This window comes from Flavobacterium sp. I-STPP5a (assembly GCF_009764685.1).
Lineage (GTDB): Bacteria > Bacteroidota > Bacteroidia > Flavobacteriales > Flavobacteriaceae > Flavobacterium.
In genome coordinates, this window is sequence record NZ_VHLM01000044.1 from 17,160 (window position 1) to 35,143 (window position 17,984).

At 37.8% G+C, this 17,984-nt stretch carries 14 protein-coding genes and 1 riboswitch; all 14 genes read right to left on the reverse strand.

Translation table 11 applies throughout. The features are described from left to right. Positions 1 to 22: 22 nt before the first annotated feature. The 14 genes from metF to FJV36_RS08195 all read right to left on the reverse strand — a co-directional run bounded on the left by metF (position 23) and on the right by FJV36_RS08195 (position 17,961). The gene (gene metF, locus FJV36_RS08130; RefSeq protein WP_158728849.1) at positions 23 to 979 is read right to left on the reverse strand and encodes a methylenetetrahydrofolate reductase [NAD(P)H]; all 957 of its coding nucleotides are present in this window, start codon (positions 977 to 979) and stop codon (positions 23 to 25) included. An 81-nt stretch (positions 980 to 1,060) separates the two neighbouring features. Next, entirely contained in the window at positions 1,061 to 4,162 is a 3,102-nt protein-coding gene (locus tag FJV36_RS08135) for a vitamin B12 dependent-methionine synthase activation domain-containing protein (RefSeq protein ID WP_158980990.1), read from the reverse strand. A gap of 603 nt (positions 4,163 to 4,765) precedes the next feature. Beyond that, a complete protein-coding gene (locus tag FJV36_RS08140; protein WP_158728867.1) occupies positions 4,766 to 5,791 on the reverse strand; it encodes a homocysteine S-methyltransferase family protein in 1,026 nt (341 codons plus the stop codon). Between the two features lie 303 nt (positions 5,792 to 6,094). Then, positions 6,095 to 6,208: riboswitch (SAM riboswitch) on the reverse strand. Between the two features lie 173 nt (positions 6,209 to 6,381). After that, the gene (locus FJV36_RS08145) at positions 6,382 to 7,434 is read right to left on the reverse strand and encodes an NAD(P)/FAD-dependent oxidoreductase (protein ID WP_158728851.1); all 1,053 of its coding nucleotides are present in this window, start codon (positions 7,432 to 7,434) and stop codon (positions 6,382 to 6,384) included. Between the two features lie 232 nt (positions 7,435 to 7,666). Then, entirely contained in the window at positions 7,667 to 8,257 is a 591-nt protein-coding gene (locus tag FJV36_RS08150; protein ID WP_158728868.1) for a bifunctional precorrin-2 dehydrogenase/sirohydrochlorin ferrochelatase, read from the reverse strand. A 53-nt stretch (positions 8,258 to 8,310) separates the two neighbouring features. Next, positions 8,311 to 9,084, reverse strand: a complete 774-nt coding sequence (cobA, locus tag FJV36_RS08155; protein ID WP_158728852.1) for a uroporphyrinogen-III C-methyltransferase — start codon at positions 9,082 to 9,084, stop codon at positions 8,311 to 8,313. Next, a complete protein-coding gene (locus FJV36_RS08160) occupies positions 9,077 to 11,167 on the reverse strand; it encodes a HEPN domain-containing protein (protein ID WP_158728853.1) in 2,091 nt (696 codons plus the stop codon). The genes cobA and FJV36_RS08160 overlap by 8 nt, the downstream gene beginning before the upstream one ends. 95 nt (positions 11,168 to 11,262) lie before the next feature. After that, positions 11,263 to 12,507 carry a sulfate adenylyltransferase subunit 1 gene (locus tag FJV36_RS08165; protein WP_158728854.1) on the reverse strand — a complete coding sequence of 415 codons (1,245 nt, stop codon included), beginning with the start codon at positions 12,505 to 12,507 and terminating at the stop codon, positions 11,263 to 11,265. A 151-nt stretch (positions 12,508 to 12,658) separates the two neighbouring features. Next, the gene (gene cysD / locus FJV36_RS08170; RefSeq protein WP_144891585.1) at positions 12,659 to 13,558 is read right to left on the reverse strand and encodes a sulfate adenylyltransferase subunit CysD; all 900 of its coding nucleotides are present in this window, start codon (positions 13,556 to 13,558) and stop codon (positions 12,659 to 12,661) included. Between the two features lie 58 nt (positions 13,559 to 13,616). Continuing rightward, positions 13,617 to 14,357, reverse strand: coding sequence for a phosphoadenylyl-sulfate reductase (locus FJV36_RS08175; RefSeq protein WP_255470365.1), 741 nt, complete (start codon positions 14,355 to 14,357; stop codon positions 13,617 to 13,619). Positions 14,358 to 14,368: 11 nt separating this feature from the next. Continuing rightward, positions 14,369 to 15,271, reverse strand: a complete 903-nt coding sequence (locus FJV36_RS08180; RefSeq protein ID WP_158728856.1) for a sulfite exporter TauE/SafE family protein — start codon at positions 15,269 to 15,271, stop codon at positions 14,369 to 14,371. A 114-nt stretch (positions 15,272 to 15,385) separates the two neighbouring features. Continuing rightward, positions 15,386 to 15,796, reverse strand: a complete 411-nt coding sequence (locus FJV36_RS08185) for an Rrf2 family transcriptional regulator (protein WP_158728857.1) — start codon at positions 15,794 to 15,796, stop codon at positions 15,386 to 15,388. Between the two features lie 138 nt (positions 15,797 to 15,934). Next, complete coding sequence (locus tag FJV36_RS08190) at positions 15,935 to 16,453, reverse strand: alpha/beta hydrolase (RefSeq protein ID WP_158728858.1); 519 nt, start codon at positions 16,451 to 16,453, stop codon at positions 15,935 to 15,937. A gap of 335 nt (positions 16,454 to 16,788) precedes the next feature. Next, on the reverse strand, positions 16,789 to 17,961 hold the full coding sequence (locus FJV36_RS08195) for a PLP-dependent aspartate aminotransferase family protein (protein ID WP_158728859.1): 1,173 nt from the start codon (positions 17,959 to 17,961) through the stop codon (positions 16,789 to 16,791). Positions 17,962 to 17,984: the final 23 nt, after the last annotated feature.

Sequence of the window (17,984 nt, forward strand, 5' to 3'; positions counted from 1 at the left end):
TTTGGATATAAAGAATAAATTGCTAAAAAAGTTGGCTCGCAATTTGACGGATATTTTCTGATTTACCCATCGAATAATAATGCAAAACGGGGACTCCAGCAGCCTTTAATTCGAGTGATTGTTGTATAGCCCATTCGATACCCACTTGTTTTACATCTGCATTTGTTTTGCATTTGTCTACTGCATCAATTAAATCTTCGGGTAAATCAATCCTGAAAATTTGCGGTAAAATTTGCAAATGTCTTTGTACCGCCAATGGCTTGATGCCAGGAATAATAGGTACCGTAATTCCCATTTCTCTGGCTTTGGCAACAAATTCAAAATATTTAGCATTGTCAAAAAACATTTGTGTCACCACATAATCAGCGCCTGCGTCTACTTTTTCTTTTAACCTTTTCAAATCGGAAAGTAACGATGGAGATTCCAAATGTTTTTCAGGATATCCAGCCACACCAATACAAAAGTCAGCCTTATTGTCAACATGCATCACTTCATGCAAATATTTGCCTTCGTTCAACAATTTGATTTGCTGCACTAGATCAATAGCAAAGTTATTTCCACCCACTTTCGGAACAAAGGATTGTTCGTCCTTCATAGCATCGCCTCGCAACGCCATCACATTATTGATGCCCAGATAATGACAATCTACTAGTAAATACTCTGTTTCTTCTTTGGTAAAACCACCGCACAATACATGAGGCACCGTATCTACGTTGTATTTATGGGTTATCGAAGCGCATATTCCAAGGGTTCCTGGTCGCATTCTAGTTAGTTTTTTATCCAGTAAACCATTGCCTTTATCAACATAAATAAACTCCTCTCGTGAGGTAGTCACATCAATAAATGGCGGTTTGAACTCCATCAAAGGATCAATGTTGTCATACAATTCTTGAATACTCTTGCCTTTTTGAGGCGGAATAATTTCAAATGAAAACAAAGTTTCTCCTTTGGCTTTTTCTATATGTTGTGTTACTTTCATTTTGTTTTTTGTTTCAAGTTCCAAGTTTAAAATTTAAAGTTCTCTCGAGTAACTTATAACCTTAAACTTGAAACAAAATTCCTAATCGGCTATATTCGGATTCAACCATTTCATGGCTACATCAGTGGAAACATTTCTTCTTTTGGCGTAGTCAATTACTTGATCTTCTTTAATTTTTCCGAGTCCAAAATACTTGCTTTCTGGATTCCCAAAGTAATAACCCGATACTGATGAAGCCGGCCACATCGCCATACTTTCTGTCAAAGTCACACCGATTTCTTCTTCAACGTTTAATAATTTCCAAATTGTGGGTTTCTCTAAATGATCCGGACAAGCTGGATATCCAGGCGCTGGTCGAATCCCTTTATAAACCTCATCAATCATATCTTCGGTAGATAAATTCTCATCAGCGGCATAACCCCAAATTTCTTTACGTACTTTCTCGTGTAAATATTCAGCAAAAGCTTCTGCAAAACGATCAGCCAATGCTTTCACCATAATCGAATTATAATCATCTAAATCCTTTTCGAATTCAGCCGCCCATTCGTCCACACCAAAACCAGTAGTCACACAAAAAGCTCCCATATAATCGACTTTCCCACTTTCTTTTGGAGCAATAAAATCAGACAAAGCGATGTTAGGCGCTCCTTTGGTTTTTTGAGATTGTTGGCGTAAAGTCAAAAAGAGCCCCCTAACCCCCAAAGGGGGAACTATCTGCTTTGTAGACAACTCCTTGCTGATTTTTTCAATTGTTTCATGTAAATTATTCAATACCTCTTTATTAGTGTATCTAACCACTTTAAAACCCTTAGATTCTAGCCAAATAGTTCTCTCTCTGTCAAGGTCAATTTGTTCGGGATGATTATGAATAGATCCATCTACTTCAATAACTAGCTTTTTTTCCAAACACACAAAATCAACTATATATTCCCCTATTACATGTTGCCTTCTAAATTTATACCCTTCTACTCCTCTATTAGATAAAACATTCCATAGCATTTTCTCAGCTTCTGTTGGTTTGTTTCTCATCTCTTTAGCGCGTTCTTTTAAAACATCATACATAATAGGATTTGCTGTTTCCCAAGTTTGTTTTGCTGTTTCGAGAGTAGCTCCCCCTTCGGGGGCGGGGGGGGCTTCATATAGTTCAATATCATCATCATTGATTTGATTCGCCGGAAAAATGCCGTAAATACCTTTGGCAGTTAATTTCTTCTCTTGTAAAATAACTTTTAGCATGGCTTGTGCATCTGCAAAAACCGAAGTCGCTTGTTCGCCCACTACCTCATCGGTCAAAATAGCTGGATATTTCCCAAACAATTCCCAAGTTCTAAAAAACGGCGTCCAATCGATATAAGGCACCAAAGTTTCTAAATCTACCTCTACGATTTGCTTACCAATTACTTTAGGTTTCACCGGAGTGAAATTATCCCAATCCAATTGTAATTTATTTTTACGGGCTTGCTCAATAGTCAAGAAGTTCTTGTCGCGGGAACGATTCAAAAACGTTTCTCTAAACGCATCGTATTCTGCACGAATATCACTGGCATATATTTTTCGGTTGTGATCCAATAAATTTCCAGCAACCGTTACCGCTCTCGAGGCATCGTTGACGTGAATTACCGTTTCACTGTATTGCGGCGCAATTTTCACGGCCGTATGCGCACGCGAAGTTGTTGCACCACCAATCATTACTGGAATTTTCAGTCCTCTTTTATCCAATTCCTTAGCGAGATACACCATTTCATCAAGCGATGGCGTAATCAATCCGCTCAATCCGATAATATCTACTTCATGTTCAATAGCTGCTGCAATAATTTTTTCTGGAGGCACCATTACACCTAGATCGACAATCTCATAATTGTTACAGGCCAATACCACCGAAACTATATTTTTTCCAATATCATGAACATCACCTTTTACGGTTGCCATCAGGATTTTTCCGTTCCCAGATTTGTCTCCAACTTGCTTTGCCGCTTCAATAAAAGGTAAAAGATAAGCCACTGCTTTTTTCATTACTCGTGCCGATTTCACCACTTGTGGCAAAAACATTTTACCCGAACCAAACAAATCACCCACGACATTCATTCCGGTCATCAAGTTGATTTCTATTACTTCAATGGGTTTTGTAGCAGCTTGCCGCGCTTCTTCAACATCTTCTTCAATAAACGCATCCACTCCTTTTACTAATGAGTGCGTGATTCTTTCTTGAACCGTTCCAGAACGCCATTCTAAAACTGCCTTTTCATTTGTTTTGGATCCGTCGCCTTTTACATTCTCCGCAAAATCAAGCAAACGTTCTGTCGCATCGTCGCGTCTGTCCAGAATCACATCTTCAACATGCTCCAATAAATCTTTCGGAATCTCATCATATATCGACAACATTTCTGGGTTTACAATCCCCATTGTCATTCCGTTTTGAATGGCGTGGTACAAGAAAACCGAGTGCATCGCCTCACGAACCGTATCGTTCCCTCTAAATGAAAACGAAACGTTACTCACCCCACCGCTGATGTGTGCGTGCGGTAAATTTTCGCGAACCCACTTGGTTCCTCTAAAGAAATCCAATGCATTCAAGCGGTGCTCTTCCATACCTGTTGCTACTGGGAAAATATTCAAATCGAAGATGATATCTTGCGGCGGAAATCCAATTCCCACCAAAATATCATACGAACGCTGACAAATTTCAACACGCCTTTCGTAATTATCCGCCTGACCCACTTCGTCAAAAGCCATCACAATTACCGCCGCACCATAACGCTTTATCAATTTAGCATGGTGAATAAAAGCTTCTTCGCCTTCTTTCAACGAAATCGAATTCACAACACATTTCCCTTGTACGACTTTCAAACCCGCCTCAATGATTTCCCATTTTGAGCTGTCAATCATAATCGGCACTCGCGAAATATCCGGTTCAGCCGCAATCAAATTCAGGAATTTTGTCATCGCATATGCGCCATCGAGCATTCCCTCATCCATGTTAATATCGATAATCTGTGCACCGCCTTCTACTTGCTGGCGCGCAATATCAAGCGCTTCGTCGTATTTTTCTTCCTTAATCAATCGAAGAAATTTTCTCGAACCCGTCACATTGGTTCGTTCCCCTACATTCACAAATACACTTTCGGGTGTTATGATTAAGGGTTCTAATCCTGATAATACTAGGTTTCTTCTTTTTTCTGCCATTTCTTTATTTTGAGTTACTCAATTACTACCAAAACTAGACTGAGTTTTTATTTTTTTATTTATTGCAAAGTTTTCGAAACCTTACCATTTTATTTTAATTCTTTTTTGGGCGTGTCCCTCCAAAAAAAGTCGGGTCGGGCTATTCGTTCCCGCTCTTTTTCTTGAATTGCCTCGGGTTTAAACCCGAGGCAATTCAAGAAAAAGGAGCTCCACTGCTATCCCTCACGGGGGTTTTGTGCAATACAACACCATTTTTATTTCAATGAAACGACACCGTTTTTTAATTGATAACGGAATGAATTTTCCTCTTACATCCCAACGGATTAAAATCCGTTGCTACAAAATGGGTCGTTCTTATGGAACTTTTATGCTGCTATCGCGAGCGTCCTGCTTGTGCTTATTCTTTTTGTTAAAAATCTTGTTCCTGCATTTATAATGTACACGAGCGGGACGCTCGCTGTGGAATCTAAACAAGTCGCTCACATAACAAAGATTTCTTCGCCAGTTCGCTATAGCTTGGGTGTTCGTTCCTCAGAATGACAAACTAACCACTAAATTGCATTTTTTTCCTTTCCATTAAAAACAGCAGTACCCAACCAAAAACTACATCACCGCAGTCGAAACCCTCGGTTTATAATCCTTAGCGATATCCGCAATCAATTTAATATGATTTGGGGTTGTTCCGCAACAACCACCTATGATATTGACCAAATTATCATCGAGATATTCTTTGATAAAAGCTTGCATTTGTTCTGGTGTTTCATCGTATTCTCCAAAGGCATTAGGTAAACCTGCATTAGGATGCGCTGACACGTTGAACGATGTGTTTTGCGACAAGGTTTGTAAATACGGCTTGAGTAAATCGGCACCTAGGGCGCAATTGAATCCTACGCTCAACAACGGTATATGCGACACCGAAACTAAGAAAGCCTCAACGGTTTGTCCCGAAAGTGTTCTTCCGGAAGCATCAGTTATCGTTCCAGAGACCATAATAGGAATATCAAGATTGCGTTCGTCTTTTACTTCTTCAATGGCAAAAAGCGCTGCTTTGGCATTTAAAGTATCAAAAATAGTTTCTACCAAAAGTAAATCGCAACCACCATCCATAAGCGCTTCTACTTGTTGCTTGTACGCAATGCGCAAATCATCAAAAGTTACAGCTCTGTAACCGGGATCGTTTACATCTGGCGACATGCTTGCTGTTCTATTCGTAGGTCCAATGGAACCCGCAACAAAACGAGGTTTGTCTGGATTTTTAGCGGTAAATTCATCGGCTACTTCGCGGGCTATTTTTGCCGACTCATAGTTCAATTCATACACATATTCTTCAAGATAGTAATCGGCCATACCAATGGTGGTTCCTGAGAAGGTATTGGTTTCAACAATATCAGCTCCAGCTTCAAAATAAGCGGCGTGCACGTCTTTTATGGCTTGTGGCTGCGTGAGCGACAATAAATCGTTGTTTCCTTTTAGCGAATGCGGAAAATCCTTGAAACGTTCTCCTCTAAAATCTTCTTCGGAGAAATTGTAACGTTGCAACATGGTTCCCATAGCTCCATCAAGGATGAGTATTCTTTCTAAAAGAGCCCCCCTAACCCCCGAAGGGGGAGTTACTGCTGATGCTTTCATAATATTTGACATAACTTATGATAATTGAAATCTAGAAAATATTCTAAATCTATACTTTTGAATAATAATTACAAAAGTTCACTATTTTAACTCTTTAGCCCCGATTGCAGTGAAAATCCTTTTATTTTTTTCTTTAAAAAATAAAAGATTACTTCACTAAACTTTCATTTTAAACGGAGTTCAGTGAACTTCGTTTGTAACGGAAAGCGGGAACGATTATGACTGAAAATCGCCATTAATCTGCTCTAAAAAATTCGATAAGTTGTCAAGAAAAGGTTTGAGAAATACTGTAGAAGTATTCTTGTGTTATCTATCTTTGATACTGGTTGTATAAAGTAGAATGTAGCACCTTCTTTAAAAAAATAAAGGGTTGCTAAGGTTTCATTGGGTCTTTCCCTCCGCCTTTCGTGATAACTTTCAATAAATATATGAACAGTGCAAAGGAACGACATAGCGCTAACAATTGCAAGTATTTTTTTTAAAGATTCTTAGGTAGTTTGTTGCAAAACTTTAAAATAAAAAAGGTTCTGAATTACTAAGATTTTAACCAATCTTAGCAACTCAGAACCTTTGTAACTCTGCAACTTTATTTACACGATGGCTTTTACAACCGCTTTTGGAGCTTCTTTACGAGTTCCGTCAAAACCATCTACACCAGAAACGGTAGTGTATTTTAACACATAACGCTTGCCTGGATTAATGATTTGGTAGGCCGCTTGACACATTAAAGTGGCTTCGTGGAATCCGCACAAAATCAATTTTAATTTTCCTGGATAGGTATTTACGTCACCAATGGCGAAAATTCCAGGAATATTAGTTTGGTAATCTAAAGCGTTGTTTACTTTGATGGCGTTTTTCTCGATTTCTAATCCCCAGTCGCCGATAGGACCTAACTTTGGAGTAAGACCAAAAAGCGGAATAAAGTAATCCGTTTCGATAGTGCGTTGTGCACCATTTTCCTCGACTACAACTGCCTCAAGATGCTCAGCTCCTTTTAAACCTACTACTTCACCTGGAGTAATCATTTTAATTTTACCAGAAGTCTTTAACTCTTGTACTTTTTCTACAGAGTCTAAAGCACCACGAAACTCGTTGCGACGGTGAATCAAAGTCACTTCTGAAGCTACATTTGACAAAAAGATACTCCAATCCAAAGCCGAATCTCCACCTCCAGCAATAACTACGCGCTTGTCACGGAATTTTTCTGGATTTTTAATGAAGTATTTAATTCCTTTGTCTTCGTAAAATTCGATGTCCTCAATCAATGGTTTTCTTGGTTCAAAACTACCTAATCCACCAGCAATAGCAATCACTGGCGCATGGAATTTTTTGCCTTTGTTTGAAGTTACAATAAATGTTCCGTCTTCTTGTTTTTCAATTGTTTCGGCACGTTCACCCAAGGTAAAACCTGGTTCGAACTGCTTGATTTGCTCCATTAAATTATCTACTAAATCGCCAGCCAATACTTCCGGAAATCCAGGAATATCATAAATAGGCTTTTTAGGATATAACTCTGATAACTGCCCTCCTGCTTGTGGTAAAGCATCTAAAATATGGCATTTTAATTTTAATAATCCTGCTTCAAAAACTGCAAATAAACCTGTTGGCCCCGCGCCAATAATGAGTATGTCTGTTTTAATCATTTTGATTTAATTTAGTATCCTTTGTTGCGCCTCCAGTTATACTTGTAGGCTGTTATGGAAATTGTTAATTGTGTTTTTTTTTATGTTGTTGTATTGAATCTAGGCGCTCAATCCTTTTAATTTTAATTGAGTACAAATATCACTATTCTGTTTAGTTAAAAAAACAGAAATTGATTATTAAGAACTATTACATCTTATCTTTTCGCTATGAGCTTGAGATTCTGTTTAGTACTTACTTAGCTTTGAGCGTCTCTGTGATTTCATTCATTTTTTGAACTTTTTCCTCAAAATTACCTTTCAGCGTTTTTCGGTATTGATTGAGATTATCGACCATTTTATTGATATCGTCTGGAATTATTTCTTCAAAAAACTCTCGCAATCGTTTGGCTGTAGTGGGTGATTTCCCGTTGGTTGAAATGGCAATTTTCACATTCCCTTTGGTTACAATTCCACCCAAATAATAATCACACAAAGGCGGTGTATCAGCAATGTTGCAAATCAAATATCTTTTTCGGGACAAATCATAAATCCTCTTGTTGACTTTCAAATCATCGGTGCAGGCAATCACCATGTGGCGTTTACGGAGCATCCAGCGATTGAATTTTTTATAGGTCAACTTCACTGTTGGGTGACTTGCCGCCAAGGTTTCTAACTCTGGCAAAAACCAAGGTGCCACTACCTCAACATTGGCATTGGGACTGGATTTCAACAGAAACGATAGTTTTTCTAAACCCACATTTCCGCCACCCACAATGAGCACATTGAGGTTGTGTAATTTTAAAAAAATAGGATATAATTCGTTCCTCTCCCCAGCCCTCTCCAAAGGAAAGGGAGCCGAGTCTTGACTATTAGAATATATTTGATTTTGCTCCACTGTTATTTCAATTCTTTGGCTATGAATTCTTCGTAAAAGCCTTTTAATTTATTGCTTTCTTTAACTACCTCGCCAATGACAATAATGGCAGGCGAACTTAATTGCTGTTTCACCACCACTTGCTCAATGGTGTTGATGGTTCCAACCCCAATTTTCTCCTGAACGGTCGTTCCGTTTTGAATAATGGCAACCGGTGTTTCTCCTTTAGATTCTTTTTGGAACAAATCGATGATCTGCGTTAGTTTGCTCATTCCCATCAAAATGACCACCGTTGCTGATGATTGTGCAGCCAAAGCCACATCATTTGACAATTTCCTGTCAGAAGTTGTACCCGTAATTACCCAAAAACTTTCAGAAACGCCTCTTTTGGTCAATGAAATCCCTTGGTAAGCCGGAACAGCAATCGAGGATGAAATTCCAGGCACCACAGATGTAGGTATGCCAAAACTTTCTATAAAATCAATTTCTTCACTTCCACGGCCAAAAATAAATGGATCACCTCCTTTTAAGCGAACTACATGACCGTAAGTCAAAGCATTGTCAACAATCAATTGGTTGATTTGATCTTGTGAATACTCATGACAGCCTTTGCGTTTGCCTACAAAAATCTTAATGGATTTTTTGGGAGCATACGTCAAAATCTCCTCGTTGGCCAAGGCGTCGTACAATACCACATCCGCTTCTGCTAATGCTTTGGCTCCTTTAATCGTCAGTAAATCAGGATCGCCAGGACCCGCACCAACTAGTGTTACAATGGGTTGTTTCTTTTTAAGCATCAGCTAAGTCTTTATTTCTATACGCTTCGATGGCATCAAAAAACACAATGGCATCTTGAATGTACTTTTTAGCAAATTCAGCAGAAGGTTCATTTTGATTGATTTGATATACAAGTTCTCGTAAAGAAGATTGCAATTGAATTGTATTTGTAGCCACAAAAACAGTATCAAACAAGTCGATAATTCCCGCTTGGTGGTTTGTTTTTTGATTTTCAGCCAGTAATAATGCTTTGGCTCCGTTGACAAATCCGGCGTACGCCAAATAAATAGCATCTGACCATTTTGCATCTTCAAAAGCTTCTTGTGCAAAAGTCAATTTTTCTTTCGCTTCAAATAATAAAGTAGCTACCAAGTCAATTACAACTCCCGCACATTCTCCTACTCCAACTGCTTTTACATAATTATCTGCATTTCCCCAGTCAATAAAATCAGCTTCGGTAAGATTGGTTACATCGGCTAATGGTTTCAAAAATTCGTAGAAATATTTTTCGCCTTGAGCGTCATAATAATTCAAGAACGATTGACCGTTGGCATTGGATTCGAAATCATTTAAAATCAATCGCAAAGCATCTGGTCCTCTTCGGCTCGGAATTTTGATTACTTTATCAGAGAATCTTCCGTTTCCATTTCCTAAATTTCCTCCTCCTAATAAAACTTGCAAGGCTGGAGCTACTAATTTACCCGCATTGATTGACATTCCTTGAAAGCCAATTTCGGCCATATTGTGTTGCCCGCAAGCGTTCATACAACCACTAATTTTAATAGTAATTTCACGGTTGTTGCTGTACTGCGGATATTCAGTAGTTAAAACGCGTTCTAACTCTACCGCAATTCCGGTGCTGCTCGCAATTCCTAAGTTACACGTATCAGTACCTGGACAAGCTGTAATATCAGCAATCGTGTTGTAGCCTGTGGTTACAAAATCTAATTTGGCTAATTCTTGGTAAAAGAAAGGAAGGTTTTCCTCTTTTACATGACGAATTAGAATATCTTGACGCAACGTAAAACGCAATTCGTTTGCCGCATAATTTTTGATTAAGTGCGCTAATACTCTAGCTTTATCGGTATAAAAATCACCTAATTGAACTTTGATTCCGATGGCCACATAACCCGCTTGTTTTTGCGGAATTACATTTGATTTTTTCCACGCTTCAAAAGCTGCTGTATCTTCAATTTCGACTTTTGGAACTTCTAATAATGGCGCTGCAATAGCTCCCTCAAAAGCAGTGGTGTCAATTTCGACTGTATGCAGTGACAACGCTTTTTTCTCTTCGTCGACCAATCGTAAAAATTCGTCTTTCCCTATTTCTTTCAACAAAAATTTCAATCGTGCTTTTAAACGTTTGGCTCTTTCGCCGTAGCGGTCAAAAATTCTTAAAATTCCTTCGGTAGTTGGAATGATTTGATTGGCCGGAATAAACTCTGTCAGCAATTCGGCATGACTGGGCTGCGAACCTAAACCTCCGCCTAACATTACTTTGAAACCTTTTACACCGTCTACAATTTTTGGAATAAATCCTAAATCGTGTAAATAACTCAAACCGGTATCTTTATCTGATGATGAAAAAGACATTTTGAATTTACGTCCCATTTCTTGACAAACCGGATTTCTCAAGAAAAACTGAAACATCGCATGCGCATACGGAGACACATCAAAAGGTTCCTCTGGATCAATTCCTGCTGTTTCGCTAGCGGTAATATTTCGAACTGTGTTTCCACAAGCTTCTCTCAGGGTAACATCGTCTTTTTCTAACTCAGCCCAAAGTTGTGGAGTTCGATCTAAACTCACGTAATGAATTTGGATATCCTGACGTGTGGTAATGTGCAAACGGCCTGTTGAATACTCATCAGAAACTTTTGTGATGCGCACGAGTTGCTCGCTAGTCACTTTACCAAAAGGCAACTTGATACGAATCATTTGCACACCTTCTTGACGCTGCCCGTAAACCCCACGTGCTAAACGCAGACTACGAAAACGCTCATCATCAATTTTTCCATCACGGAATAAAGCAATTTTTCTTTCTAAATCGATTATATCTTTTTGAACAATCGGATCCTCAATTTCGGTTCTAAAACTTTCCATTTGTTTTAAGCTATTAGCTATTAGCTTTAGGCTGTTAGCTGTTTATGAAATTCATTTTACATTTTTGCTGAAGGCTTAAAGCCAATAGCTAACGGTTATTTTATAAATCCTACTCCTGCTGTTGTGTTGGTTGTTGCATCAATTAAGATGAAGGCACCGTTTGATTTATTATCGTTGTAGGCATCAAAATAAATGGCTTTACTCAACTTAATGTTTACTTCGCCAATTTCGTTGATGGCTAGTTGAGAGGCTTCTGTTGTTCCTGAGAAGTCAGTTGCAATCACATTTTTCACACTGTCAATCTTAGCCAAAACTCTGTTGGTATTGTGTTGTACAAAATATTTAGCACCAGGAACTAACTTTTTACTGTCCATCCAGCATACGGTGGTGTTGATGTCTTTCTCTACTTTTGGCAATTCAGATGATTTTACAATCATGTCGCCTCTAGTTACATTGATATCATTTTCTAATTCGATGGTGATCGAAGAGCCCACAGCTGCTTCCTCAAATTGCTTGTCAAAAAAGTGAATATTTGTCACCACTGATTCTGTTAAAGATGGCAGCACTGTTACTGCATCACCCACTTTGATATTATTCCCATACAATTTTCCGGCATAACCTCTAAAATCGTGGTATTCTTCTGTTTTTGGTCGGATAACGGTTTGAACAGGGAAACGCGCTTTTCCTTTTTCGTACACATCAGCTGGTTCTAACGCTTCTAGATGCTCCAGAATGGTTTGTCCTTGGTACCAAGGCATTCCTCCTAATGATTCTACTACATTATCCCCTGTCAAAGCACTTAACGGAATGTAACTCACGTTTTGTTCTTTGAAAGTACTTTTAGCATTTAAAGCTTCAAAGTCCGATTTGATTTTATTAAAAACTTCTTCTGAATAATCTACCAAATCCATTTTATTGATCGCCACAATGACCTCTTTTACTCTCAATAAATTATTGATGAAAAAGTGGCGGTAGGTCTGCTCAATTACGCATTTACGAGCATCAATTAAAATGATTGACACTTGCGAAGTTGAAGCTCCTGTAACCATGTTACGCGTATACTCTACGTGACCAGGAGTATCGGCAATGATGTAACTTTTTTTGGCAGTAGAAAAATAAATATGCGCCACATCAATGGTAATTCCTTGTTCTCGCTCGGCCACTAAACCATCCGTAGCCAAAGAAAAATCTAAATAATCATATCCTTTTTGCTTGCTGCTTTTTTCTATTGCTTCTAATTTATCTGTCGTCAACGATTGTGTATCGTACAATAACCTCCCAATCAAGGTACTCTTACCGTCGTCTACACTTCCTGCTGTTGCTATTTTTAAAACTTCCATCTGAATTTTGTTTAAAGTTTAAAAGTTTAAGGTTTCAAGTTTCCTCAAATTACCCTACCTACACTTTTAAATTTGATTTTTTTATTTTAAATGTTGAATTATAAATTCTAGGAACTTTTGAAAAATTCATAATTTATAATTTATAATTCTTTTAAAAGTATCCTTGTTGTTTTCTTTTTTCCATCGCTGCTTCTGAACGTTTGTCGTCAATTCTAGCGCCTCTTTCTGAAATTGTAGAAGATCTGATTTCACCCACTACTTCAGAAATTGTTGCTGCGTAAGAATCAACTGCTGCCGTACAACTCATGTCACCTACCGTTCTAAAACGAACAATACGTTCTACGATTTCTTCGTTTTCTTCTTGGTACACAAATGGGGAGTGAGACCAAATCATTCCATCACGTAAAAATACTTTACGCTTGTGCGAAAAATAAATCGATGGAATTTCAATTTGCTCTTGTTCGATATAACTCCACACATCTAGCTCGGTCCAGTTGGAAATTGGAAAAACACGTACGTTTTGACCGTTCTCTATTTTTCCGTTCAACAAATCGAATAATTCAGGACGCTGATTTTTTTCGTCCCATTGACCAAAATCATCACGCACCGAAAAAATACGTTCTTTGGCTCTGGCTTTTTCCTCGTCACGACGTGCTCCACCAATACACGCATCAAATTTGAATTCTTCGATAGCATCTAAAAGTGTTGTGGTCTGCAAGCTGTTTCTACTTGAATATTTTCCGGTTTCTTCAACCACTTTTCCTTGATCAATGGCGTCTTGCACATTGCGAACGATTAGTTCTAATCCTAGTTCCGCAACCAATTTATCTCTGAACTCAATGGTTTCAGGGAAATTATGCCCTGTATCTACGTGCAACAATGGGAAAGGAATTTTAGCAGGAAAAAAAGCTTTTTGCGCCAAGCGAACTAACGTAATAGAATCTTTTCCGCCTGAAAAAAGTAATACCGGTTTGTCAAACTGAGAAATTACCTCTCTGAAAATGTATATCGCTTCGCTTTCTAAAGCGTTTGTTTTTAATTGTGCACTCATATCTATCGGCCCCCTAACCCCCGAAGGGGGAACTGTTGGGGTATTTATTTTGTTACTATTAATTTTTCACTTCGTTAATTCCCCCTTTGGGGGCTAGGGGGCTATGCAACCCGCATTCTTTATGACTGGATTCCCACCACCATCGTCCAGCTCTGATGTCTTCATCTGGAGTGATGGCTCTCGTACAAGGTGCACAACCTATGCTTACAAATCCTTTTTTGTGTAATGCATTTTGTGGTACATTATTTTTTTCTAAATAATCTTCTACTTCCTGCAAGGTCCATTTTAATAATGGATTGAATTTGATAATTTCAAAATGCGCATCATATTCAAATAATGCCAAATCATTTCTGTTTTCGGATTGTTCAGCTCTTAAGCCTGTAATCCAGACAGCATTTCCTTTTAAAGCTTTGCGCAAAGGCACTACTTTACGGATGGAGCAACATTCTTTTCTATTCTCAACTGATTCGTAAAAACTATTAGGTCCTTTAGTTTCCAATAAATTTTCTACTGCTGCTGACTCGGGGAAAAATACTTTAATATTTTGATTGTATTTTTTTTGGGTTTTATGAAAAACATCATAGGTTTCTTGAAACAATCGACCTGTATCCAATGTGAAAATTTGAACCCCAGCACCACTGTTGGCAATCATTGCTGTAATCACCTGGTCTTCTTGACCAAAAGAGGTTGAAAAAACCACTTTATCTTTATATTCGGCAGTTAAATAAACAAATGTTTCCTCTAAACTAAGGTTTTTTGAATGCTCTACTAATGCCGCTACTAATTCTTTACTCATAATCTTATTTCGTTTTACAGCAGTTTTGATAAGGTTTTTAAACTCAAAAGAATAATTAAAACACCTACTAATATCATCATTGATTTCCTTGGAATTTTATTCACTAAAAATGCGGCTAATGGAGCTGCCATTACGCCTCCTAAAATCAATCCAATAATTACTTGCCATCCTTGAATACCTCCAAAAAGCATAAATGTTACTCCACTTGAAAAAGCTACTGCAAACTCTGCTGCGTTCACCGAGCCAATTGTATATCTTGGATTTCGTCCATTTCCTAATAAAGTAGAAGTCACTATCGGTCCCCATCCTCCGCCTCCTACAGCATCCATAAAACCTCCAAAAGTTGCCAAAATACCTAGTTTTTTAGTTTTCTTTTTTACTAGATTCTTTTTTAATGCCTTCCTAATAATGATCACTGCCAACCCAATCATGTACAAAGCGATAAACGGTTTTATTACTTCTCCATCAATCACATCCGACAACAAATAGGCACCTGTAACAGAACCCAAAACACCTGGAATTAACAAATGTCTTACTAGTTTTTTATTGATATTTCCAAAACGATGATGCGAAATTGCCGAAGCTCCTGTTGTAAACATTTCAGCCACGTGAACACCTGTACTACTAATGGCAGGCGGAATTCCGTACGCTAATAAAAATGAAGTTGAAGTTGCTCCATAACCCATTCCTAAAGTTCCATCTACTAATTGTGCAAAAACTCCAATACAGAAAAAAATTAAAAACTCTTGATCAAAGCCAGCTATCAAGCCATCCACTGAAAATTCATCATAGTGGTTGTACACTAATGTTGCCAATAATCCTATCAACAAAATTGCAGGAACGAGCACCCATAACCGCTCTACAAAACTTATTGCAGGGCTTTCGGTATTATTATTCAATTTTAATTCTTTATCCATTCCTTTCAATTCAACAAAATTCAATTTAAAAGCTTTTACCCTATCGGGTTACTAGATTATTGTGCAAAAATAATACATTTACTTTAATTACAAAACATTTTTTTTAATTAAAACTTAAAATGCAATATCAGCTAAACTATTATTTTCCAAAACCATAAGCGTATTATCACGCACTTCGGTCATTAATTTACGAACGGCGCAAGTAGCTTCATCGGTACAATCGTCACAAGGCTCATAAAAATTATGACTGGCACACGGCAATAAGGCAATTGGGCCTTCCAGAATACGATACACTTTGGCCATGCTAATGTCCTTCGGTTCTTTAATCAAGTAATAACCGCCGCCCTTTCCTTTTTTGGCTCCCAGAAAACCGGAATGGCGTAACAACAATAAAATACTCTCTAAAAATTTGAGCGAGATATTTTCAGATTGTGCAATATCCGCAATCGCAACAGGAGTTTGGTCTTCTCGGCGCGCCAAAAAGGTCAATGCTTTGATACCGTATTTTGTTTTTTTTGAGAGCATAATCTATTTTTGATTGAGGATTAATCCCGATAGCAATCGGGACTACTTTTTAATTTTTTTCAGAATCGAAACAAATCGTCTTTAAATTATGTTTACGAAACTACAAACTTTATCCTTTTGTAACCAAATTGAATGAATCTAATTTAAAATTTCGTTGCAAATTGAAGTTGCAAATTCTTTTTGAATATAAAAATTGTGCTCCTTGTTTTTTATGATTTCAAAATTTATGGAATATTTCTCAAACCAACTAATGCTTGGTTTATTGATGTCATTTTCTCCATAATAAGGTTTAATTACTCCATTAGGAATGTCTTCCTCAAAGCGCAATCTTGTTGATGAAACAGCACACAAATTTCGAACATCCAATCCCTTCAAAGCGGCTTTCCAAGCAATTGTTCCACCAATACTAAAGGCTAAAATATCAATCTGATTTTTCTCTGTTTCCAAGAGATTTTCAATCACCTTTTCTATTCCGCCATTGACAAATTGGATATGGAGACTTTCTTCAGTATAATTACTTCTATCAATTGCTCCCAACTCGCAACAATCGTAAAATTGAATTTCGAATTTATGTTTCAATTGTTGAACATAATCAGAAACCCAATCTGATTTCTCTCTTCCCCACAAATCCGATAAAATGATTAGTCTTGGTTTCATTTACTTTTAATGTTAAAAACCAAATTTACACTTTTAACATATCAAAACTCAATTGTACTATCGTCTAAATTTGATTATTACTGTTTCTAACATTTTTGGATAATAACAAAAATGCAAAATACTTCTCTCTAGCCCCGATGGAAGGGAAAATCCTTTTTTGAGTCGATCTTTTTTCGACTCAAAAAAGATTGGAATGACAGCGGGAACTTTACCTCTAAAAAAAGTCAAATCTTTCTGCTCCAAATAAATTGTATTACTATAAAATCACTGATATAAACACAAAACCCACTGTTGAAACCGTGGGTTATTGTATATGAATCAATAATTACAACTTTTTATGCCAATGCCTGCTCCAAATCGGCAATTACATCAGTTACGGTTTCTAAACCTACAGAAACACGCACCAAACCATCGGTAATACTTACTGCCAAACGTTCTTCGACAGATAACTTACTATGCGTTGTTGAAGCTGGATGGGTCACAATAGTTCTCGTATCTCCTAAATTTGGCGAAAGCGAACACAATTTAATTTTATCCAAGAAAGCTCTTCCGGCTTCTAATCCTCCTTTAATTTCAAAAGCAACAATATTGCCACCCAACTTCATTTGCTTTTGTGCAATTTCATATTGCGGATGCGATTTCAAAAATGGATATTTCACTTTATTCACCTGAGGATGATTCTCTAAAAACTCCGCTACTTTCAAGGCATTTTCACAATGTCTGTCCAATCGAATGGCTAATGTTTCTAAACTTTTAGACAATACCCACGCATTAAAAGGCGACAAAGAAGGTCCTGTAAGTCGGGAAAACAAATAGATTTTCTGAATCAAATCAGCATCGCCAACGGTTATTCCGCCCAAAACGCGACCTTGACCGTCCATTAATTTGGTAGCCGAATGCACCACTAAATGTGCTCCCCATTTGATTGGTTGTTGCAAATAAGGCGTTGCAAAACAGTTGTCAATAATTAAAATTAAATTGTGCTTTTTGGCAATATTTCCTAACAATTCCAAATCTATGATATCAACAGCAGGATTGGTTGGTGACTCTGCAAAAAGAATTTTTGTGTCAGGCGTAATCAAAGCTTCAATAGTCTCGGGTTGATTGATGTCAAAATACGAGGTTTGTATGTTCCATTTTGGAAAATAATTAATAAACAACGAATGTGTGGCACCAAAAACACTGCTCGAAGAAACAATGTGATCTCCTGAACTTAATAGAGCGGCCAAAGTGGAATACACCGCGGCCATACCTGATGCAAAGGCAAAACCAGCTGCAGCTCCTTCCATAGCGCACACTTTGCTAATAAATTCGTTGTTATTTGGGTTGCTGTAACGGCTGTAAATATTTCTGTCTTTTTCCTCTGCAAATGAAGCACGCATATCTTCGGCATCCTCAAATACAAAACTAGACGTGAGATACAACGGCACCGAATGCTCTAAATATTGTGTTCTTTCTAACTGATTGCGTATGGCTTGGGTTTCGAAACCAAATTCTGAATTATTCATAGTGTATAATATTATCCCCATCC